We start from the raw sequence: 22,496 nt of genomic DNA, 5'->3' as shown, positions 1-22,496 counted from the left end.
AGGATACCAAACTGTATGCAAAAGTAGTTGAGAAAGAGGAAGATTGGACAACAATCACCTTTAAAGTAGGAGACCATGGAAAATGGGCAGACAGTACAACGACAGACGTTGTATTGGATGTAATTAAAGGTACAGCATGGTCCAACTATAGCGCTCAAGTACCTGCAAATCCCGTTCAAAATGAAATCGGCTGGAAATTAGCTGATGGAGTTTGGGATAATACAATTCTTGGTGACAGCGACGTTATTCCTGACAATGGCTTGGTTTATACAGCAGTATGGACTGAAGACATGGCAGATGTAACTTTCCAGATTAAAGGTATTATGGTTGAGGGAGTTGAACAATTCTTTGGTGTCGTAAAACCTGATAGCCAATCTATCCAGAATGGGAAAATGGCTAAAGATCCAACAGCAACAGCAATAGCCGATATCCAACGTGGATATAAGCTTGAAGGTTGGTATACCGATGAAGCATGTACAAAAGCTTTTAATTTTGGTGATACAATTAGTGGAAATACAGTTCTGTATGCTAAAATTGTTATCAAGGATGAAGATTGGGCAACAGTAACATTTAAAACAGACGGAAATGGTACGCTTAATGGCGATACTAAGGATGTTGTTACAGACCCTATCTTGATTGGTAATACCATAGGCAGAACAATTCCTTCTGCAAATGCCAACACCGGTTATGAGTTTAATGCATGGTATAAGGTGACCGAAGGTGAGTCAGGAACCGAAGAAGTTCAGGAAACTCCAACACAAGATACAGAAGTATTAGACAATATGACGTATCTTGCAAAATTCTCCCCTCTGCTAAATGTCAACTTTATCATTAATACAACGAAAGCGGCAGAAGGTACAACCAGCCCTGTGACTATTTCAGGTCTCTCCAATGGTACAACTTGGGCATCTATCGCAGACCAAGTTCCAAATGTTCAAGGAAAATTGCGTGAAGGTGAGTATAGCCATGATTATAAGTTTACAGGATGGAATGCAGATTTCCCTGAAACAGTAACAAGTAATTTAACATTCAATGCAGAGTTTGATGATATTTATACCTTTGTTGTAGAACACGCGGATTTAAACGGCGGTTCTTATCCCAACGAATCTATAAATTATGATAAAAAGGAAGCTGATGATACAATTAGCAGTCAAGCAAATGCCCCTAAAAGAGGCTATGAATTGACTAATATCTCTGTATATGTAGATGAGAATAAGCTAGAAGCGACAACAACAGCAGAACTGATTCAGAAGTTGAAGGATGAGTATGATATTACGTTAACCGAAGATGGTACGCTTAGTGGAAAAATGCCTAACAATTGTATCTGGATTAAATATGGATACGAAAAATTAGCAGAACGTACTGTTCAGTATATTTCCGATGGTACAGTAAAGAATATGCCGGAGAATATCTCTGATCAATATAAAGGTGATGAAATTGAAATTTCTACCCAAGTACCTCAGAGAGACGGCTATGACTTTAACGGATGGAAAGTTGTTGATGATGCAGTTGAAGTTACAGATGGCACATTTATCATGCCTGATAGTGATGTGAAGCTGAAAGCGGAATGGACACCTAACGAAGAGGTGTGGAATTTTACTGTGGAACATTACTTGGAAGGCTCGGATACTCCTTTTGAAACAGTTCCTGATTCTGTATTGAAGAGAGAACCCAATATTGAGTCTGTAGTATTAAATGCACCACAGGGCTACAAATTCAAAGAGTATCAGATAAATGGTGATCCTACAGAATTACCAATTACAATTAGTGAGGACGGTAATACTTTGAGTATTATCTATGAAAAGAACGATCTGATTGTAAAACATGTGTACGGAGACAATACAGTATATGATACAACGCAATCCAAGGCAAATGTTGACGATGATAGTGTTGTTGTTAATGCTGTTAACAGCGGAAGATACACAAAACTAAGATCTGTAACAGTAAATGGCGAAGTCGTATCTACTTCACGAAGCATAACGTTAGATTTTTCCCAAACAGGAAAGAATGAAGTGGAATTTGTATATAGGAAAAAGAAGAGCGATTCTGGAGGTACGTCGGATCCTGGAAGCTCCTCCGATAACGGAAGTGATTTTGGTGAAGAAGTAACAATCCTTGACGAAGAAGTGCCTTTGGCAGATGGTTTGAATGTAATCGACCATTTTGCATATATCTTCGGCTATAAGGATGGCACTGTAAGGCCTACGAACAGAATTAGCCGTGAAGAGGTTGCTGCGATTTTCTATCGTTTATTAAGTGATGATGTCAGAGCAAATATGAAGTCCACAACCCAGGATTTCCCTGATGTGTCAGGCCAGAGATGGTCAAATACAAGTATTGCTACTCTGTCAAACGGTGGAGTCATTGCGGGCTATCCAAATGGCGAGTTTAGACCTGGCAATTCAATTACGAGAGCAGAATTTGCGGTTATTGTATCGAAGTTTGATAATCTGAGCAAAACAGACACAAACCAATTTTCAGACATTGAAAACCATTGGGCAAAAGACTTTATTAATTCAGCAGCATTAAAGGGTTGGATTAGTGGTTATCCAGATGGTACCTTCCATCCTAATGATTATATTACTAGGGCGGAAGCAATGACTTTAATTAATTCTGTTTTAAATAGAAAGGTAAGCAAAGAAGGCTTGCTTGAAAATGCTAAGTACTGGTCTGATAATAGTGAAGATGCTTGGTATTATGAGGCTGTAATGGAAGCAACAAATTCCCATGATTACACAAGGGAAACACCAACTGGTGATGAAACTTGGACAGCAATTACACCGGATAAAACCTGGGATTAAAGGCTGATATTGGGGAAGTAATTAAGAAATAAACAAAAATGCCCTTACCACGGAAAATTTTCTTGAGGTAAGGGCATTTTCTATATAAATATTTTAAATGGATTAGATGTGCATTCATTTTGTAATAAGGCACATAGGTTTTTATATAAATTATAAAGGGTACACATTATTTTCAGTATAGATAAAGAAACTTAGTGGAGGTTCAAAAAGCATTATAATATGTTGATTCTCCTTATTTTCTTTGATTTGAGAAAAAAATAGCCTGTTATACTAATTAAGTACAGCAGGCGGAAAATAATCTTATTTTAAAATGTAAAACGTATGTTTAAATAATTCCAATGGCATATTCTACGGCAAAGGCAACTACAACAACCAGCAGGGAAATAATGAAGCCATGGATCATAGGCTGAAAACCGGATTTTTTCATTTCTTTAAAATCCGTGTTTAGCCCAATGGCACCAAGGGCGCCTACCATGAGAAACTTACTGATATTTTTTAATGTTGCGGAAACCTCTATGGGAATAAAGCCTACACTATTTAAAATTGACATTGCCACAAAAAACAGAATAAACCAAGGGAAAATTTTTGTAAACTTCACCTGAGATGATAAATCCAGTTGTTCAGCAGTTGCCAATTCCTTTCTTTTTAATTGAATATGTATTAAAGCAAATACTAATACCGTTGGTATGATGGAAAGAGTTCTTGTCAGTTTTACCATAGTTGCGAAATCCCCTGCGGCTTCCGAAAAAGCATAGCCAGCGGCAACTACACTGGAAGTGTCGTTTACTGCCGTTCCTGCCCAAAGTCCGTATGCCATATCACTCAAGCCAAAAGCCTTTCCCATAATGGGGAAGAGAACGATCATAGCCATATCAAACAGGAACGTCGCACTAATTGCATAAGCAATATCTTTATCTTCTGCATCAATAACAGGAGCAATTGCAGCGATAGCAGATCCACCGCAAATCCCCGTCCCAGCAGAAATTAAATTAGAAAGCTTCCAATCCAATCCCAACGCTTTCCCAATAAAATACCCACCTCCGAAACAGGTAAGTAAAGTAAAAACCATTACAGTTAAGGAAAGTCTTCCTACCTGCAAAATAGTCCCAATACTTAAGGATGCTCCCAGTAATACGATAGCAAATTTTAAAACTTTTTTTGAGGTGAAAACAATTCCCGGTTTTGTTGTAGAGTTTGGCTTATACATTTGATTGATTATCATTCCGATAAATAGGGCGATAACCGAACCACCAATTAGGTGTATGGGTAACAACCCCTCCAAAAATTGTGCAATTGCCGCAATGATAAGGGACATTAGGAAGCCGGGTAAAACTTTAATAATTTTGTTCATAAAAATTCCTCCGCTTTTGTTTCTTTTTACTTTGATAATAATCTATCACATTTTTTTGATAATTACAAATTATCATATTTTATTAAATATAAAATTATGTTATACTTTTGCGTAGAATAAGTTTAATATGTAGGGATATAGAAATTATTTTAAAAGATTAAGAGGGTGTCTTCATGTTAGATCAGAAACTGACAACATTTTTGGCTGTCGTAGAAACTGGGAGTTATACCGCTGCGGCAAGGGTGTTACACATGACACAGCCTGCGGTTACTCAGCAAATACAAAAATTAGAGGAATACTATGGCTGTCAGTTGTTTACCCAGGAGGGAAGGGCTATGAGATTAACAAAAAACGGGGCTTTTTTTCTTCATTATACCAAAATGCAACAATCCAACGAAAGACAGCTAACGGAAAAGCTGGGAGGAAATCAGCGTCCTTTATATATTGGCAGCACCCTTTCCATTGCTGATTATTATTTACCGCCTTTGCTATTTTCTTATTTAGATAAAAAAGATGAGGGTTTAAATATCACGGTTGCAAATACAAAGATATTATTGGAAAGCTTGCTGGAAGGAAAGTTGGATGCGGCTTTTATTGAAGGTATTTTTGATCGGAAACTATTTGAGGCGGAAGAATTTTGTGTTGCGAATTTTATCCCAGTTGTGTCAAAAAAACATCCACTGTTGCAGAAGAAAATTGAACTGTCTGAACTATATTCTTATCCACTTATCTTAAGAGAACTAGGTTCAGGCACCAGAGCAATTTTTGAGAGCTATTTGGCACAGCAAAATGACTCCATCAGTTCGTTTGATTCTACTTGGGAAGTAAGCAGTTTTGTATTAATAAAGCATCTCCTGGAAAATACCAACGCCGTTTCGTTTATGTATGAAGCAGTAGCAGAAAAGGAAATTCGCGGGGGTAAACTGGGGGTACTTAATATTACGAACTATCAAGTGAGCCACTCCTTGCAATTTGTTTATTTGAAAAACAATTTGGATCAAGATAAAATAATGAGCTTCTACAATAAATGCGTTGGAATGGAATAAAATTAGTTGGATAAATAAAAAAGATATGGGGAAAAGAAGTTTTCCACATATCCTTTTTTAGTCTATAAATTCCTTCTGTAAAAAGAGCATAATTAAAGCCAAGACTAATAAGATACAACAAAAAAGAACTGATTTTATCCCCACAATAGGTGTTACCAATGCGCCCGTTGCCGCCCCCGAGATAAAAATAATAATCACACTAAAATATAAAAATGCTTTTTTCCCGGCTGTGTTGTCTTTTTCAAATACAAGACGTACTAGCTGATCCGTGCCGCTTCTAAGGTTACCTGTACACATTGTTGTTGCATAGGGCATTCCATGCATGGAACGAAAGCCTTGTACTTGCATGGCACAGATAAAGGAAATAAAAACATTAGCTAAGATATCACCTTTTCCATTAGGAAGAAAGGCAACAATAACTAATATGATAATTTCAACAAACAGCACAATTTGCCGCCAATGAAGACGTTGCTTTTGATAAAAACGACGTCTAATATATTCGCTAAGAAATATGCCGCAAACAAAAGCAAAAATTGGTATCAAATAGTATAAGGCATGAAAAAAATGTCCCTCTACAAGCTGTATTGCCAACAAAATCATATTTCCTGTTTGAGCATTTGCAAAGACACCCCCTCTTGCAATATAGGTATAAGAATCAAAAAAACCACCTGCAAATGCCAGAAGGGCACCGATGCGGAAACTTTCGGACATTTGCTCTTTCCATTGTTTCATTGTAAACTCCTTATTAAAACAAATATTTTCGATCCAGTGAGCGGTATTGTAAAACTTCTGCCAGATGGGGTAACTTAATTTCCTCACTGCCGGCTAAATCTGCAACGGTTCTGGCCACCTTTAATATTTTATGATAAGCTCTGGCGCTTAAGTCCATGCGTTCAAAGGCGTTACGGAGCACCTCTTTTTCTTTTGTCCCTAAGGAGCAGAATTTTTCGATTTGTGCTGCACTAAGTTGGGCATTGAAAAAAATTCCTTCCTTTTGATAGCGTGCCAACTGAATTTTATGTGCCGTTAAAACCCGCTCCTTGATTTTAGCGGAAGGCTCACCCATTTCCATTTCATTTAAATCTTCATAAGTTACCGCAGGCATTTCAACCATAATATCGATTCGGTCTAAAAGAGGACCGCTGATTTTACGACGATATTTTATAATTTCATTCATAGAACAATGGCATTTGTTACCATCCCCTAAATATCCGCATGGACATGGATTCATAGCAGCAACCAGCATAAAATCCGAGGGGAATGTTAAAGTGCCATTTACTCTGGCAATAGTTACTTCTCCATCCTCAAGGGGCTGACGCATGATTTCCAGAGCGGGTCTTTGAAACTCCGGCAATTCATCAAGAAACAGTACGCCGTGGTGAGATAAGGATATTTCTCCGGGCTTTGGAATACGTCCTCCTCCGGTTAGCGCAGAGGCAGAAATTGTGTGGTGAGGGGAGCGAAAGGGACGGGTACGGACTAAAGAGCTTTTATTTCGCAACAGCCCTGCTACGCTATAAATTTTTGTAATTTCAATGCTCTCTTCAAATGTCAAATCCGGTAAAATGGATGGAAGACGTTTTGCAAGCATCGTTTTACCTGAACCAGGGGGACCGATCATTAAAAAATTATGCCCACCTGCGGCAGCAATTTCCATGGCGCGCTTTGCATTTTCCTGACCTTTTACATGGGCAAAATCAAGAAAGTTAGAGGTTTGTTTTTGGTGGAACAATGTATTAAGGTCAACAGAATAGGGAATAATTTTATTTTTCCCCGATAAATGTTCAACCAAATCTTTTAAATTTTGAACAGGATAAACGGCAATTCCTTCAACTAGAGCTGCCTCCTCCATATTTTCCCCTGGTACAAAGCATTTTTTGATTCCATTTTGCTTTGCCCCGTAAACCATTGGCAGAACCCCATTTACAGGCCTTACAGAGCCATCTAAAGAGAGTTCTCCTGTTACAAAATAATCATCGGCAACACTACTATTTAAAGCGCCACAGGCGCAAAGAATTCCTAGAGCAATAGGTAAATCAAAGGAAGCTCCCTCTTTGCGGGTATCTGCTGGGGCGAGGTTTACAGTAATATGTTTCACAGGAAAGGTAAATCCTGAATTTTTTACAGCGGTACGAACTCTTTCTCGAGATTCCTTTACCGCTGAATCAGGTAGTCCAACAATATCAAAAGAAGGCAAACCGCTACTTAAATCCACTTCTACGGAAACAGGATAACTGTCTATGCCTAATAATGCAGAGCTTTTAATGATAGAAAGCATGATATACGCCTCATTTCTTTCTTAACGATAAAAATATGATATCAATAATTACTAAAATTTGCAATATTTTTAGTGTATTTCTACTAATTAATATTCATATTTACTGAAATTTTTTCTAAGTATGTAATTTCTTATTGAATTTTAAAAAAAAAGGTTATATAGTTAAGGACGTAACTCAGTGTAAGGAGGTGTGCTTCTATGGAAGAATACTATTTGATGTGGCTTTCAAGAGTTGAAGGGATTGGTATCAAACGTATTCATATGCTTTTGGACTATTTTCAAAGCGCAGAGGCCGTGTGGAAGGCTGAGCGAGATCAACTTGCTGCCATCAAAGGAATTCCGGAAAAAACCATAGATGCAATTCTCTGTGCCAGAGATGAGGAAATGTTGAATTGTTGGATTGAAGAATTAGAAGCAAAAGAAATACAATTCTATTCTCTTTTCCACACACGCTACCCTCGTTTATTAAAAGAAATATACAGTCCACCCATTGGTATTTATGTTAAAGGTACATTACCCGAGGATGATATTGATAAAGTTTCTTTGGTAGGAGCTAGGCGTTGTTCCCGTTATGGAGCCGGTGTGGCGTATCAGACTGCTATGGATCTTGGAAAAGCCAATATTATTGTAGTAAGTGGTATGGCAAAAGGCATTGATGCCATGGCGCATAAAGGAATACTAGATGGTGGAGGTCAAACCATTGCTGTACTTGGAAACGGTGTGGACATTTGTTATCCATCCGAAAACAGGGAATTGATGGAAAGAATTATAGAAAACGGTTGTTTAATCTCGGAATATCCGCCGGGTACAGAGCCCTCTCCCCATCATTTTCCAAATCGTAATCGAATTATTGCAGGGCTGTCTAAAATTGTGGTGGTTGTAGAAGCAGGGAAAAAAAGCGGAACGCTAATCACCGCTGATATGGCATTGGAAAGTGGCAGAGATGTTTTTGTTGTCCCTGGGAATATCACCAGTGCATTAAGTGAAGGAACAAATAATTTAATTAAACAAGGGTGTCCGGTTATTACAGAAACGAATGATATTCTATTTGATTTGGGCATTACTTATAATGATTATGAAAAGCAGATGATATCAAAGCAAGTGGCAGCGAAGCTGACCCCGGAAGAAAAAAAAATCTATGATCAAATTTTAGATAAAGAACCGGTTTTGGCAGAAACTATTTGCAGGAGGATGCATAAAAATATACAGGAAGTGCAGTATATGCTTTCCCTATTGGAGATTGCAGGATATATAAGAAAAGTTCCCCAGGCAGGATATATCAGGGAAGGTTAATTTTGAGGTGAAGTATGACAAAAGAAATGACAGAAAAAAAGAATAAAACAACGAAGTCCACAGGAAAAAAAGCGAAAACATCAAAAAAATATCTCGTTATTGTAGAGTCCCCCGCAAAGGCTGCCACCATAGGTAAATTTCTAGGCACTAGTTATAAAATTGAAGCCTCTATGGGGCATATCCGTGATTTGCCAAAGAGCCAAATGGGGATTGACGTGGAAAATGATTTTGAACCGAAATATATTACAATTCGTGGGAAAGGAGATTTATTAAGCAAGTTGCGCAGAGATGCGAAAAATGCGGATAAAGTATTTCTCGCAACTGACCCTGACCGCGAAGGTGAGGCTATTAGCTGGCATTTGGTTCATGCGTTAAACCTTGGAGAGGAAAAGGATATCAGCCGTATCACATTTAACGAGATTACTAAAACAGCGGTAAAACGTTCCATCGGCGAAGCACGAAATATTGATATGGATTTGGTGGATGCCCAGCAGGCAAGGCGTGTCCTTGATAGAATGGTGGGTTACACCATTAGCGATTTGCTGTGGCAGAAAGTAAAAAAAGGGCTTTCCGGCGGCCGTGTACAATCCGTAGCATTGCGTATAATTTGTGATCGAGAAGAAGAAATATTAGCTTTTATACCCACAGAGTACTGGTCATTGGTTGCAAAGCTTTCAGATAAAAATGGAAAGCGGCTTGAGGCTAAGTTTTACGGCAAAGACGATGAAAAAATGGAATTGTCTGATAGCCAAACGACAGATGGGGTTATGAAAGGGCTAGAAGGTCAATCTTTTCAGGTGACGGATGTAAAAACCGGCACTCGTCAAAAAAAGCCTGTTGCCCCCTTTACCACCAGTACCTTGCAGCAGGAAGCAAGTAAGCACTTGAATATGGCATCACAAAAAACCATGATGATTGCCCAGCAGCTTTACGAGGGTATTAATATTAAAGGGGAAGGCACTGTAGGTTTGGTTTCTTATATCCGTACGGACTCCTTCCGTATTTCTGATGAAGCATATGATTCAGTGGTAGCATTTATTAAAGAAGAATACGGCGAGCTATATGTGAATCCAGAAAGAATTGTGTACAAATCGAAAGGTAAAACTCAGGATGCTCATGAAGCAATTCGTCCCACAGAAGTATTGCGTACCCCTGAAAGTATCAAGGATTCTTTGTCAAAAGATCAATTCCGCTTATATAAATTAATATGGGAACGTTTTGTTGCCAGCCAAATGAGCCCAGCTGTGTATGACACTCTTTCTGTGAAGCTTAAAGCAGGTGAATACTCTTTTAGAAGTTCGGGTTCGAGCTTAAAATTCAAAGGCTTTTTGGAGGCATATAACAAAGGCGAAGAAGAGGATGAAAAAATGATTCCCCTTTTGGAAAAAGGCGATCTTTTAAAGACGGAAGAACTTTTGCCCGAGCAACATTTTACGCAGCCACCGGCTAGGTTCACCGATGCATCTTTAATCAAAACTTTGGAAGAAATCGGTGTTGGCCGTCCCAGTACCTATGCACCTACTTTAACCACAATTCAGGCACGTCATTATGTTACCAAAGAATCAAAAAACCTCTATCCTACAGAGTTGGGGGAAGTTGTTAATAATATTATGAAAAGCTATTTTTCTGAAATAGTGGACGTTGATTTTACTGCAAATATGGAGAAGCGTCTGGATGAAGTGGAAAATGGTCATGAAGAGTGGAAACAGATTATTCGTGATTTTTATCCGGAGTTTAAAGACTGTGTAGAGGATGCGAGAGAAAAACTGGCCAAGGTTGAAATTAAAGACGAAGTAAGCGATGTCATATGTGAAAAATGTGGCAGAAATATGGTGATTAAATATGGGAGGTATGGAAAGTTCTTGGCTTGTCCCGGTTTTCCTGAGTGTCAAAATGCCAAACCTTTCTTTGAAGAGGCAGGTGTAAACTGTCCTGAATGCGGCGGAAAAGTACTCATTAAAAAAACGAAAAAAGGCCGTGCATATTTCGGGTGTGAAAACAATCCTGAGTGTGGTTTTATGTCTTGGAATAAGCCAACGGGAGAAAAATGTCCTGTTTGTGGCAGCTTTTTAGTAGAAAAGGGAAGGAAAAACGTAAAAATTGTTTGTTCCAATGAAAAATGCGGTTATATAAAAGAAAATCCTGTTGAAGGTGAATCTTAATTTTCGGAAAAATTAATTTTATGGTTGTTTTTTACTTTTGTTTATGTTATAATCCCATAGGTAACTTTAAAACACACGCATCTATTGCCAATGGAACGGTGCCGACAGGGTCGGTTTCTTTTGGAAGATAATGCGGAGGACTAACCACAGGAGGTGCGCTATGAGCGTAATTTCAATGAAACAATTATTAGAAGCAGGTGTTCATTTTGGACATCAGACAAGAAGATGGAACCCCAAAATGGCGGAATACATCTTTGCAGAAAGAAATGGTATTTATATCATTGATTTACAGAAAACTGTAAAAAAAGTTGATGATGCTTATGCTGAAATTTGCAAAACAATTGCAGACGGCGGCGAAATTTTGTTTGTTGGTACAAAAAAACAAGCTCAGGAATGCTTGAAAGAAGAAGCTGAAAGATGCGGAATGTACTATGTTAACCAGAGATGGTTGGGTGGTATGTTGACAAACTTCAGCACCATCAAAACAAGAATCGCAAGATTAAAAGAATTAGAAAAAATGCAGGCTGACGGCATTTTTGAAGTTCTGCCTAAAAAAGAGGTTGCAGCTTTATTGCATGAAATGGAAAAGCTGGAAAAGAACCTTGGCGGTATCAAAAATATGAAAAAAGTGCCTGATATGCTTTTTATTGTTGATACAAGAAAAGAAAGAATTGCAGTTCAGGAAGCTCATACTTTGGGTATTCCCATTGTTGCAATTGTAGATACAAACTGTGATCCGGACGAAATTGATCATGTTATTCCCGGTAACGATGATGCAATCCGTGCAGTAAAACTGATTGCTTCCAAAGTTGCAGATGCTGTTTTAGAATCCAAACAGGGTGAACAGGAAACAGCAGCACCAGAAGAAACATCAGCTGAATAATTAACTTTACAAGGCATTTGCCCGAGCTTCAGCCAACTTACGGGCTGAAGCTCTTTTCATATTATAGTAGAAAATACGGAGGGAAAAAACATGGCTATTACAGCAGCAATGGTAAAAGAATTAAGAGAACTTACAGGCGTTGGTATGATGGACTGTAAAAAAGCACTGGCTGAGACAGACGGTGATATGGAAAAAGCAGTTGAACTTTTAAGAGAGAAGGGTCTTGCTGCTTCTGCAAAGAAGGCTGGACGTATTGCTTCTGAAGGTATTGTTGATATTTATCTGAGTGATGACAACAAAGTAGGAACAATTATTGAAGTAAACTCTGAAACTGATTTCGTAGCAAAAAATCAGACTTTTAAAGATTATGTAGCTGCAGTTGCAAAGCAGGCTTCCAAATCAACAGCTGCTGATATGGATGCATTTTTTGAAGAAAAATGGAATTTGGATCCTCAGTATACAGTAAAAGAAGCTTTGAGCCAGCAGGTAGCTATTATCGGCGAAAATCTTAACATCAGACGTTTTGAAAACTTTGAAAAAGCACAGTCTGGTAAGCTTGTTTCTTATATTCATGGCGGCGGTAGAATTGGTGTTATGATTGAATTGGCTTGCGAAAAAGAAAGCGAAGAATTAGTAGAATTGGGTAAAAACGTTGCAATGCAGATCGCAGCGTTAAATCCTAAATTTATTACAGAAAAAGATGTGCCTGCAGATTTCATCGAAAAAGAAACAGAAATCTTGACACTGCAAGCTAAAAATGATCCTAAAAATGCTAGCAAGCCTGATCAGATCATTGCAAAGATGATTGAAGGCAGATTGAAAAAAGAATTAAAGGAATTCTGTTTGGTTGAACAGCCTTATGTAAAAGATGGTGATTTGACAGTTCAGAAATATATTGATTCCGTTGCAAAAGTTGTGGGTGCGCCCATCGAAATCACACGCTATGTTCGCTATGAAACCGGCGAAGGTTTAGAGAAAAAAGAAGAAAACTTTGCAGATGAAGTAGCAAAAGCAATGGTTTAATCAAATTCTATAAAATTGAAAAGAAACGCCAATTGAGTGGCGTTTCTTTTTTACGGAAAATTAGGAAAATCCTATACTTTTATAAAATATGTGGAAATTTTATCTGGATTGTGATACATTAGAAAGGTAAGGAGGCTGTTATCAATGTATAAGAGAATTGTCCTGAAGTTAAGTGGCGAGGCTCTAGCGGGAGATAAAGAAGGCGTTGCTTTTGACGATAACATTATTGGGGGATTGATTGCCCAAATCAAGCAGGTTATGAAGAATGGAACCCAGGTTTGTCTTGTTGTGGGCGGCGGAAATTTTTGGCGTGGTAGAAGTGCTGCTTCTGCTATGGATCGAACAAAGGCGGATCAAATTGGCATGCTTGCAACAGTTATGAATGCTATTTATTTGGCAGATGCTTTTAGGCAAAACGATGTTTCGGCAACCGTTCAAACGCCAATTCCTTTTGGTACTATGACTGAGTTGTTTTCTAAGAGCGCTGCATTGGCACGGTTAGAAAAAGGAGAAGTATTAATTTTTGCCGCAGGTCTTGGACACCCCTTCTTCTCAACAGACACAATTACAGCCTTAAGAGGAGCCGAACTTGATGTGGATGCTCTATTTTTTGCAAAAAACATAGATGGTGTTTATGAAGACGATCCCGCGGTAAACCCAAATGCCAAAAAGATTGATATGATTAAATCGGAAGAAATTGTCAAGAATAATCTTAAGGTAATTGATATGGCAGCAGCAAATCTTTGTTTTGAAAGAAAAATTCCAGTAGTTATTTTCGGCTTAAATGAAGAAAAAAGTATTATCCGTGCAGTGAACGGAGAAAAAATCGGTACAATTGTTACAGTTTCTTAGTAAATAATCATAGGAGGCAAACGCTATGGCATCTGAATTAATAAAACCTTATGAAGAAAAAATGTTAAAAACCGTTACAGCTTTGGTGAACGATTATATAACAATTCGTGCGGGCCGTGCAAACCCCCATGTGCTTGACAAAATTACTGTTGAATATTATGGTACACAAACTCCAATCAACCAAGTTGGAAATATTACTGTCCCCGAAGCACGTATTATCCAAATTCAGCCTTGGGACAGCAGTGTATTGAAGGCAATCGAAAAGGCAATTAATGCTTCTGATTTGGGTCTTAACCCCAATAATGACGGAAAAGTGATTCGTTTGATGTTTCCTGAACTTACAGAAGATAGAAGAAAAGAATTGACAAAAGACGTAAAAAAGAAAGCTGAAAATTCCAAGGTTGCAGTTCGTAATATCAGACGCGATGCAATAGATGCATTCAAAAAAATAGAAAAGAAAAAAGAAATGACTGAGGACGAATTAAAGGATCTGGAAGAAGAAACTCAAAAACTGACAGATAAATTCATTGCAGATATTGAGAAAAAATGCGACGAAAAATGCAAAGACATTCTTGCAGTATAAAATTAAACTATCTGCCCCTCTGGTACCAAGAGGGGCTTTGTTGCTCGGAGGAAATTTATGTTTTTTCAGAAAAAAGGGGAAGCGTTAACCATAGATCCATTGCGGCTCCCTAAGCATATTGCAATTATTATGGACGGTAATGGGCGTTGGGCAGCCAAAAGAGCTGTACCGAGAAAAGCTGGACACAAAGCAGGAGCTGAGGCTCTGGAACGGGTCATTACGGAAGCGAAAAAGTTAGGTATAGAACATGTTACCGTTTATGCTTTTTCCACTGAAAATTGGAAACGCTCTGATGAAGAAGTTGCTGCCATTATGGATTTATTGCGTCAATATCTAAAAAATTCCTTTCAGCGATTTTTAAAAGATAATGTTAGAATGCAGGTAATCGGCGATACTACTCGTTTAGACAAGGATATTCAAGATCAAATACAGGAAATTGAAGAAAAATCAAAAACAAAGAATGGCATGACTGTTCATATCGCATTGAATTACGGCGGAAGAGATGAACTATGCCGCTGTGTTCAAAAAATAGCCCGGAAAGTAGCCAACGAGCAATTGACACCCAATGAAATTACTGAAGAAACGATAGGCTCCTTTCTTGATACGGCAGGAGTCCCTGACCCTGAATTAGTGATTCGTACAAGTGGCGAAAAGCGTATTAGCAATTTTTTGCTATGGCAAGTTGCATATGCTGAATTTTATTTTACAGATGTACTTTGGCCTGATTTTGGTAAAAAAGACTTGGAAAAAGCAATTTACTATTTTCAGAATAGAGAACGCCGCTTCGGCGGAAGATAAATTGAGGTGATTTTCTTTGAAAACTAGAATCATTTCCGCATTGGTGCTTCTTCCTTTTCTGATTTTTGTTGTTGTTTCCGGAAGCTTTTGGTTGAAGGGCGCCATCATTATTTTGGGTTTGATTGGGATGCACGAATTCTATCAAGCATTTTCTAAGGAAAATACAGGTTTGCATGTCATAGGTTATGTATTTGCACTATTCTATGGCCTATTTATGGAGCAAATTATTAATGCAAATAACTACTTTAACATTTTTGTCTCCCTGTTTTTGGTGATACTGTTGATTTATACGGTAGTTTACCATAGTAAAACAAATGCTCTAGAAGGAATGACAGGCTTTTTTGGCTTTTTTTATGCCTTTTTCTTGCTGTCCCATATATACTTAATTCGTGAATTTGCCTATGGAAAATACTTAGTATGGCTGGCTTTTATTGCTGCCTTTGGCTGTGATACGGGGGCTTATTTTATTGGAATTAATTTTGGTAAACACAAATTAATTCCTTCCCTTAGTCCGAAAAAAACAGTAGAGGGAGCGATTGGTGGAATTGCCACAGCCACACTTCTATCTTTGGCATATGGTTTATGGATTGGCAAAGTGGTATCTTTTGAAGGTGTTAATTTATTATTACTATGTGGCTTGGCGGGTTTCTTTGGCTCTTTCTTGGCTCAAATCGGTGATTTGGCGGCTTCAGCTATGAAGCGGTTAACTGCAATCAAAGATTTTGGCAAGCTGATTCCCGGCCACGGTGGGGTATTGGATCGGTTTGACAGCGTAATTTTAACCGCTCCTGCCCTTTATTACATCATGTTTTTTTTGATTCAAGTTAAACCGTAAAGAGGTATGAAAATGAGAGAAATTTCAATTTTAGGTTCGACGGGTTCCATTGGCACACAAACTTTGGAAGTAATCGAAAATTTACCTGACATTAAAATTGCCGGGATTAGTGGAAATCAAAATATTGAATTATTGGAAAAGCAGGCTAGAAAATTACAACCCCGTTTTGTGGCTGTCATGGATGAAATACAAGCTAAAAAACTTAGGGATCGCCTTTTTGATACAAATACGAGAGTTTTAAGTGGCATGGCAGGGTTCGTTGAAATTGCCACCATTGACTCCGTGGATACCGTGGTAACATCCGTTGTGGGTAATGTAGGTTTAAAACCTACATTTGAGGCAATTGAGGCAGGAAAGAACATAGCCCTTGCGAATAAAGAAACCCTTGTTTCCGCAGGTCAGTTAGTGATGGATTTGGCAAAAAAGAAAGGTATCTCCATTTATCCTGTAGATAGTGAACATTCCGCAATTTTTCAATCTTTACAAGGAAATGAAGGGAATTCCATTCGCAGGATTTTATTAACAGCTTCTGGGGGACCTTTCAGAGGAAAAAAGAAATCAGACTTATTGAATATTACAGCAGCGGACGCATTAAAGCATCCCAATTGGTCTATGGGTAAAAAAATTACAATTGATTCTGCAACCCTTATGAACAAAGGGTTGGAAGTTATGGAAGCCAAGTGGCTTTTTGATGTATCCACAGACAAAATTGAGGTCTTAGTCCATCCCCAAAGCATAGTACATTCAGCGGTTGAGTATGAGGATGGAGCAATTATTGCGCAAATGGGTGAGCCTGATATGAAAGTACCTATTCAATATGCCCTGACCTATCCGAAGAGGGTTAGAAATCCTTTCCCTAAGGTTGATTTTACCCAAAGAAACAAATTAACCTTTGAAAAACCGGATTTAGAAACCTTTCCATGTTTAGCATTAGCATATCATGCATTGGAAGTGGGCGGAACATTACCAGCTGTCTTAAACGGAGCAAACGAAATTGCTGTTGAAAAATTTTTAAAAGGAAAAATAACTTTTTTACAAATTTCAGAACTGATAGAACAAACCATGAATGCATATACTGTGAAGTATGAATATACCCTAGAAGATTTATTGGAGGCTGATGCTTGGGCAAAAAGTTATTCCTCAAAGCTAATGCTCTGATAAAAGAGAGGAGGCAGGAAATTGTTCTCCATTATAATTTCCGTAATTTTAATTGGTATTCTTGTGATTGCTCATGAATTCGGACACTTCATTGCTGCGAAAAAAAGCGGGATTTTAGTTGAAGAGTTTGCTATTGGCATGGGCACAAAAATTTTCTCCCGTAAAAAAGGGGAAACAGAATATAGTATACGCCTGTTGCCCTTGGGAGGCTTTTGCCGTATGCAGGGAGAAGAAGATGACGGAACCATTGGTCCTAGATCTTTTTTAGCTAAATCTGTTGGTATTCGATTTATTGTTATGGCAGCCGGTCCATTCATGAATTTTATTTTGGCTTTTATTATGATTTTTGGACTGACTTCCACCTCTTACATGGCTGTACCGCAAATCAATGAGGTTTTGCCAGATACTCCAGCACAGGAGCTTGGTCTTCAGGTTGGTGATCAAATTTATAGAGTCAACGGAAAACGGATCCATATTTATGATGAAATGGAAGCCCAAGTTTATAAAAACAATGGGGAAGAATTGCGATTGGATATTCTCAGAAACGGCCAAGTGTATTCCTACAAATTAACACCTAAATATGATGCAGAGCGTCAGGGCTATTTAATTGGCTTTTCTCCAAAAATAGAGGTTGGTTTATTTGCTGAGGCAATGGAGGGCTATAGCCGAACATCCGTAATTGATACCATGGAATATAGCTACTATTCTATGCTAAACTATATCAAATTAACGGCGGAGGGTCTAGCTCGTGTATTTACCTTTACGGCGAAACAAGATGAATATGGTGGGCCAATCGCCATTGTAAAAATGGTTGGTGATAGCTACGAGGCTGGCTTGACTTACGGACTGAAAGAGGCAATTCAAAATGTCGTATATATTGGCGCAGTTTTGAGTGCAAACTTAGGGGTACTTAATCTATTCCCTATCCCTGCATTAGACGGCGGGAGGATACTTTTACTGTTGGTGGAAGCAATACGTAGAAAGCCTTTAAACCCTGAATTGGAAAGTAAAATTCATTTTCTGGGATTTGCCTTTTTAATGGGTCTAATGGTATTTGTCTTGTATGGCGATATTGTAAAAATCTTTCTTTAATACAATGTTTGAACTTCTTTTTACAGATTGACGAACGAAACAGATGAGTTTATAGGTAAAAAGCCTATGAACTCACTGTTTGAAGGAAAAAGAAAATTTTGAATTTCCTTAGAGAAAATTGTAATCGAAACTACATAAAATGTTATATATGGCTCAAATGTTTATCATTTGGGCGTTTTTTACGCAAGAAATATTTTGTATGTAACTTACGGTCATTCTATAACCAAGCCAAATACATATTTAAATGCTTAATCAGCATTTACAAAAATCTTTTATTTTGTAATAAAGTTTTTCAAATATTTGGGGGTTGGGAAAAAATGTGCTAAAATAAATCTAAATCTTATTTTAGATTTGCAAATAAAAGGATGTGTTTAAAATGTTTCGAAAAATGACAAAAGAAATTGAAATCGGCAATATAAAAATTGGTGGTGGTAACCCAATTATTATACAGTCTATGTGTAACACAGATACACGGGATGTGGCAGCAACAGTGAAGCAGATTTTACAGCTGGAGGAAGCCGGTTGCGAATTGGTTCGCGTTGCCATTTTGGACATGGATGCTGCTAATGCAGTGGCGGAAATTAAAAAACAAATACATATTCCTTTGGTTGCAGATATTCATTTTGATTATCGCTTGGCGCTGCGGGTTATGGATCTGGGCATTGATAAGGTTAGAATCAACCCTGGTAATATTGGTGAGGAGAGTCGGATAAGGCAAGTGGTGGAGAAAGCAAAGGAAAAACAGATTCCCATTCGCATTGGTGTAAACAGTGGCTCCTTGGAGAAAGATTTAGTCCAAAAATATGGCGGGGTAACGCCACAAGGTTTGGTAGAAAGTGCGTTACGCCATGTGCGCATTCTGGAAAAATACGGTTTTTATAATATTGTGGTTTCCATAAAGGCATCAGATGTGTTATTCTCACTGGAGGCATACCAATTGCTTTCCAAGGCAATCGATTATCCTATTCATGTAGGAATTACAGAAGCCGGAACAGTTTACAACGGCACTGTGAAATCTGCAGTGGGAATCGGTGCAATTCTTGCCGCAGGCATTGGAGATACCATCCGTGTTTCCTTAACGGGAGATCCTGCGGAGGAAATTCGAGCTGCAAAGGAGATATTAAAAAGCCTTAACTTGCGAAAATTTGGAATTCAGTTAGTTTCCTGTCCCACCTGTGGCAGAACCCAAATAGATTTGATTTCCATTGCCAACGAAGTGGAAAAACTTTGCCAAGGGATTGAAAAGGACATAAAAGTTGCAGTAATGGGCTGTGTTGTTAATGGACCAGGGGAAGCAAGAGAAGCTGATGTAGGCATAGCCGGAGGAAAAGGGGAAGGCCTTCTCTTTAAAAAAGGGGAAATCATTAAAAAAGTAAAGGAAGAAGAATTGGTATCTGCTTTAATGGACGAAATAAAGAAGCTTTAAGTTTACCGAAAGAAAGGAGCGGCAGCATGACAATACAGAAATTTGAAAATGTGTTTCAAAAAATTTCTTTATCTGTCGGGGTAAAAGAGGCCTTTGGCAGAACAGAAGTAAAAAATCTTACCATATTTAAAAAAGAGCGTATTGTCGCTGTAGATATAATTTCTCAAAAATTAATCCCTCTTCAACAAGCCGAGCAATTAAAAAAAGAATTGCAACAAGCTTTGCCTGGAATTAAGGGGGTTCGTTTGGGCTTGAGATATTCTTTGGATGAATTAGATGATGCTGGCTTTCTATCAAGCTATTGGGAAAACCTAAAAGCTTATATTTCTCAACAAAGCAAAATCTGTGCTGGGGTTATTTCAGATGCGGATTGGAAATTTAAAGATGGAAAACTGCTAATCTACGTAAAAAATAATATGGCATATTTTATGGCGCAAAAAAAACTGGATAAGGAATTACAGGATTTGATAGAACTTGAGACAGGACGTAGAATAACAACCCAGTTTAAAAACGTTTCTCTAACAAATGCAGAAGCAGAACTGTTTACAAAAGAAAAGGAAGCAAGGGAAAGTGCATTTATAGAAAAAATAGTTGCAGCACAAACAGAAGCGGCACAAGAAAAATCGGCAGCAGAAGCAGCAGGCATTTCAGATTCCGTACAAAAAGGAATTTTGTTTGGCAAGGAATGTATGGGAAATCGGATTCCCATTGCTGAAAGCAAAACCATTGGTGAAACCGTTGTAATTGAAGGTAGCATCTTTAATGTGGAAAGCAGAGAAATAAAAAGTGGCGAAAAATATATCATATCTTTTGATATTACAGATAAAACAGATTCGACCACTGTTAAATTTTTTGTTAAGAAAAGTATATACGATGGGGAATTGCAAGGTATCTTTAAAACTGGGGCATGCATGCGGGTACAGGGAGATGTTCAGTTTGATAAATATGCTAAAGAAATCGATATTATGGCAAAAAATATCAATCTGGCAAGACCCGTTCCACCTCGTATGGATCAAAGTGATGAAAAAAGAGTGGAACTTCATCTCCACACCCAAATGAGCAGTATGGATGGGGTTACCCCTGTTAAGAACTACATCAAGCGTGCCATAGATTGGGGACATAAAGCAATTGCTATAACGGATCATGGCGTTGTCCAAGCTTTCCCCGATGCTATGAATGCCGCAGGCAAGGCAGATTTAAAAGTAATTTATGGGGTTGAAGCATATTTGGTAGACGATTTAGGTAATGTCGTCACCATGCCAAAAGGACAAAAACTTGATGATGTTTTTGTAGTTTTTGATATTGAAACAACAGGGCTTTCCAAAGAAACGGAAATGATTACAGAAATTGGTGCTGTAAAGGTGCAAAATGGAAAGATTATTGACCGCTTTAGTACTTTTGTAAACCCCGGAAAATCAATTTCAGAGGAAATAACCAAACTTACCGGAATTACTGATGAAATGGTGTCCACAGCATCGAAAATACAAGAGGTATTGCCCACTTTTTTGGAATTTGCAAATGACGCAGTGTTGGTAGCTCATAATGCTGGTTTTGATATGGGATTTATTCGGATGGCAGCGGAGAGATATTGCAATTTAGAAGTTGAAAATACAGTTTTGGATACTTTGGAATTGGCAAGAATTTTATTACCGCAGCTAAGCAGACACAAATTGAATATTATTTGTGAACATTTAAATATTTCGTTGGTGGGGCATCATAGAGCGGTAAACGATGCCGAGGCAACAGCAGAGATGTTCCTAAAATTCCGTGATATGCTGATGGAAAAGAATGTTTTTACTCTAGACGAAATCAATATTTTTTCCAGTAGAACGGTCAACTATAAAAAATTGCGTGCACATCATGCCATTATTTTAGTTGAAAACTACACAGGCTTGCGGAATTTATATGAGTTAGTTTCTCTATCACACATTGACTATTTTTATAGGAGACCTCGAATCCCCAAAAGCCATCTCCTACGACTGAGGGAGGGGTTAATTTTAGGCAGTGCCTGTGAAGCAGGAGAGCTTTATCGGGCATTATTAGATAATGCACCAAAAGAAGTCATAGAAAACATTGTGCGTTTTTATGATTATTTAGAGATCCAGCCCTTGGGGAATAATAATTTTATGATTGATTCACCTAGGGTTGATTCAATTCACTCTATGGATGATTTGATTGTAATGAATAAAAAAATTGTAGGTCTCGGTGAAAAATATCATAAACCTGTGGTTGCAACCTGCGATGTACATTTTATTGACCCTGATGATGCCGTATACAGGAAAATTATAATGGCAGCCGAAGGGTTTTCCGACGCTGAAAATCAACCCCCTTTATATTTTCGTACCACGGAGGAAATGCTGGATGAATTTCAGTATTTGGGCGAAGAGAAGGCTAGAGAAGTTGTCATTACAAATACCAATGTGATAGCAGATCGGATTGAAAAGATAAAGCCCATTCCCGATGAGACCTTTCCACCGAAAATTGAAGGGGCAGATGATGAACTGCGAAAGATTTGCATGGAAAAAGCCCATTCTATTTATGGTGACCCACTGCCGCCAATTGTTGAGGACAGGCTGGAAACGGAATTAAACTCCATTATCAGTAACGGCTATGCAGTCCTTTATATTATTGCTCAGAAGCTGGTATGGAAGTCTGTGGAGGATGGATATTTGGTTGGCTCTCGTGGTTCCGTAGGTTCATCCTTTGCCGCAAATATGGCGGGAATTACAGAGGTAAACTCCTTGCCACCCCATTATGTTTGCCCAAATTGTAAGTTTTCAGATTTCGATTCTGAAACGGTTAAAGCCTATGCCATGGAGGAGGCTTGCGGATGTGATATGCCCGAAAAAAACTGCCCTATTTGCGGCGAAAAGCTCCTTAAAGATGGGCATGATATTCCGTTCCAAACATTCCTT

The 22,496-nt window shown here is 38.3% G+C and carries 17 protein-coding genes; 14 read left to right on the top strand and 3 right to left on the bottom strand.

Annotation, left to right across the window (positions count from 1 at the left end; translation table 11 throughout):
- A partial coding sequence (locus P9Q65_RS10545; protein ID WP_304509390.1) for an S-layer homology domain-containing protein occupies nucleotides 1-2,801 on the top strand: 2,801 nt, incomplete at its 5' end.
- A 325-nt stretch (nucleotides 2,802-3,126) separates the two neighbouring features.
- Here the strand turns inward: P9Q65_RS10545 and P9Q65_RS10540 are convergent.
- Nucleotides 3,127-4,152 (bottom strand): YeiH family protein, encoded by a 1,026-nt coding sequence (locus tag P9Q65_RS10540; protein ID WP_304509389.1) that lies wholly within the window; start codon nucleotides 4,150-4,152, stop codon nucleotides 3,127-3,129.
- Nucleotides 4,153-4,325: 173 nt separating this feature from the next.
- Between P9Q65_RS10540 and P9Q65_RS10535 the strand changes: the two genes are divergently transcribed.
- A complete protein-coding gene (locus P9Q65_RS10535; RefSeq protein ID WP_304509388.1) occupies nucleotides 4,326-5,198 on the top strand; it encodes a LysR family transcriptional regulator in 873 nt (290 codons plus the stop codon).
- A 57-nt stretch (nucleotides 5,199-5,255) separates the two neighbouring features.
- Here P9Q65_RS10535 and P9Q65_RS10530 read toward each other — a convergent pair whose 3' ends face one another.
- Both P9Q65_RS10530 and P9Q65_RS10525 read right to left on the bottom strand, forming a co-directional pair.
- Nucleotides 5,256-5,930, bottom strand: coding sequence for a YoaK family protein (locus tag P9Q65_RS10530; protein WP_304509387.1), 675 nt, complete (start codon nucleotides 5,928-5,930; stop codon nucleotides 5,256-5,258).
- Between the two features lie 13 nt (nucleotides 5,931-5,943).
- The gene (locus P9Q65_RS10525) at nucleotides 5,944-7,476 is read right to left on the bottom strand and encodes a YifB family Mg chelatase-like AAA ATPase (RefSeq protein WP_304509386.1); all 1,533 of its coding nucleotides are present in this window, start codon (nucleotides 7,474-7,476) and stop codon (nucleotides 5,944-5,946) included.
- Nucleotides 7,477-7,674: 198 nt separating this feature from the next.
- Between P9Q65_RS10525 and dprA the strand changes: the two genes are divergently transcribed.
- From dprA to P9Q65_RS10465, 12 genes are all read left to right on the top strand, one after another.
- The gene (gene dprA / locus P9Q65_RS10520; protein WP_304509385.1) at nucleotides 7,675-8,769 is read left to right on the top strand and encodes a DNA-processing protein DprA; all 1,095 of its coding nucleotides are present in this window, start codon (nucleotides 7,675-7,677) and stop codon (nucleotides 8,767-8,769) included.
- A gap of 26 nt (nucleotides 8,770-8,795) precedes the next feature.
- Nucleotides 8,796-10,931 (top strand): type I DNA topoisomerase, encoded by a 2,136-nt coding sequence (gene topA / locus P9Q65_RS10515; protein WP_304509391.1) that lies wholly within the window; start codon nucleotides 8,796-8,798, stop codon nucleotides 10,929-10,931.
- A gap of 160 nt (nucleotides 10,932-11,091) precedes the next feature.
- Nucleotides 11,092-11,814, top strand: coding sequence for a 30S ribosomal protein S2 (gene rpsB / locus P9Q65_RS10510; protein ID WP_304509384.1), 723 nt, complete (start codon nucleotides 11,092-11,094; stop codon nucleotides 11,812-11,814).
- A gap of 90 nt (nucleotides 11,815-11,904) precedes the next feature.
- Nucleotides 11,905-12,837, top strand: a complete 933-nt coding sequence (gene tsf, locus P9Q65_RS10505; protein WP_304509383.1) for a translation elongation factor Ts — start codon at nucleotides 11,905-11,907, stop codon at nucleotides 12,835-12,837.
- Between the two features lie 144 nt (nucleotides 12,838-12,981).
- Nucleotides 12,982-13,689: a UMP kinase gene (pyrH, locus tag P9Q65_RS10500; protein WP_304509382.1), complete on the top strand. Its 708-nt coding sequence runs from the start codon at nucleotides 12,982-12,984 to the stop codon at nucleotides 13,687-13,689.
- Between the two features lie 25 nt (nucleotides 13,690-13,714).
- The gene (frr, locus tag P9Q65_RS10495; RefSeq protein WP_304509381.1) at nucleotides 13,715-14,272 is read left to right on the top strand and encodes a ribosome recycling factor; all 558 of its coding nucleotides are present in this window, start codon (nucleotides 13,715-13,717) and stop codon (nucleotides 14,270-14,272) included.
- Between the two features lie 57 nt (nucleotides 14,273-14,329).
- Complete coding sequence (locus P9Q65_RS10490) at nucleotides 14,330-15,070, top strand: isoprenyl transferase (RefSeq protein ID WP_304509380.1); 741 nt, start codon at nucleotides 14,330-14,332, stop codon at nucleotides 15,068-15,070.
- A 16-nt stretch (nucleotides 15,071-15,086) separates the two neighbouring features.
- On the top strand, nucleotides 15,087-15,905 hold the full coding sequence (locus P9Q65_RS10485; protein ID WP_304509379.1) for a phosphatidate cytidylyltransferase: 819 nt from the start codon (nucleotides 15,087-15,089) through the stop codon (nucleotides 15,903-15,905).
- A 12-nt stretch (nucleotides 15,906-15,917) separates the two neighbouring features.
- Nucleotides 15,918-17,063 (top strand): 1-deoxy-D-xylulose-5-phosphate reductoisomerase, encoded by a 1,146-nt coding sequence (locus tag P9Q65_RS10480; protein ID WP_304509378.1) that lies wholly within the window; start codon nucleotides 15,918-15,920, stop codon nucleotides 17,061-17,063.
- A 21-nt stretch (nucleotides 17,064-17,084) separates the two neighbouring features.
- Nucleotides 17,085-18,155: an RIP metalloprotease RseP gene (gene rseP, locus P9Q65_RS10475; RefSeq protein WP_304509377.1), complete on the top strand. Its 1,071-nt coding sequence runs from the start codon at nucleotides 17,085-17,087 to the stop codon at nucleotides 18,153-18,155.
- Between the two features lie 376 nt (nucleotides 18,156-18,531).
- On the top strand, nucleotides 18,532-19,581 hold the full coding sequence (gene ispG / locus P9Q65_RS10470) for a flavodoxin-dependent (E)-4-hydroxy-3-methylbut-2-enyl-diphosphate synthase (protein ID WP_304509376.1): 1,050 nt from the start codon (nucleotides 18,532-18,534) through the stop codon (nucleotides 19,579-19,581).
- A 26-nt stretch (nucleotides 19,582-19,607) separates the two neighbouring features.
- Nucleotides 19,608-22,496, top strand: a 2,889-nt coding sequence (locus P9Q65_RS10465; RefSeq protein ID WP_304509375.1) for a PolC-type DNA polymerase III, incomplete at its 3' end; no start/stop codon positions are given.

Source organism: Anaerotignum sp., assembly GCF_030625865.1.
Taxonomy (GTDB): domain Bacteria; phylum Bacillota; class Clostridia; order Lachnospirales; family Anaerotignaceae; genus Chakrabartyella.
This window is presented reverse-complemented; position numbering and strand designations above follow the sequence as displayed.

What these genes read in the sequence shown, in the direction of transcription:
- P9Q65_RS10540 (WP_304509389.1), bottom strand. Translation starts at nt 4,152, where the DNA reads ATGAACAAAATTATTAAAGTTTTACCCGGCTTCCTAATGTCCCTTATC.
- P9Q65_RS10535 (WP_304509388.1), top strand. Translation starts at nt 4,326, where the DNA reads ATGTTAGATCAGAAACTGACAACATTTTTGGCTGTCGTAGAAACTGGG.
- P9Q65_RS10530 (WP_304509387.1), bottom strand. Translation starts at nt 5,930, where the DNA reads ATGAAACAATGGAAAGAGCAAATGTCCGAAAGTTTCCGCATCGGTGCC.
- P9Q65_RS10525 (WP_304509386.1), bottom strand. Translation starts at nt 7,476, where the DNA reads ATGCTTTCTATCATTAAAAGCTCTGCATTATTAGGCATAGACAGTTAT.
- dprA (WP_304509385.1), top strand. Translation starts at nt 7,675, where the DNA reads ATGGAAGAATACTATTTGATGTGGCTTTCAAGAGTTGAAGGGATTGGT.
- topA (WP_304509391.1), top strand. Translation starts at nt 8,796, where the DNA reads ATGACAGAAAAAAAGAATAAAACAACGAAGTCCACAGGAAAAAAAGCG.
- rpsB (WP_304509384.1), top strand. Translation starts at nt 11,092, where the DNA reads ATGAGCGTAATTTCAATGAAACAATTATTAGAAGCAGGTGTTCATTTT.
- tsf (WP_304509383.1), top strand. Translation starts at nt 11,905, where the DNA reads ATGGCTATTACAGCAGCAATGGTAAAAGAATTAAGAGAACTTACAGGC.
- pyrH (WP_304509382.1), top strand. Translation starts at nt 12,982, where the DNA reads ATGTATAAGAGAATTGTCCTGAAGTTAAGTGGCGAGGCTCTAGCGGGA.
- frr (WP_304509381.1), top strand. Translation starts at nt 13,715, where the DNA reads ATGGCATCTGAATTAATAAAACCTTATGAAGAAAAAATGTTAAAAACC.
- P9Q65_RS10490 (WP_304509380.1), top strand. Translation starts at nt 14,330, where the DNA reads ATGTTTTTTCAGAAAAAAGGGGAAGCGTTAACCATAGATCCATTGCGG.
- P9Q65_RS10480 (WP_304509378.1), top strand. Translation starts at nt 15,918, where the DNA reads ATGAGAGAAATTTCAATTTTAGGTTCGACGGGTTCCATTGGCACACAA.
- ispG (WP_304509376.1), top strand. Translation starts at nt 18,532, where the DNA reads ATGTTTCGAAAAATGACAAAAGAAATTGAAATCGGCAATATAAAAATT.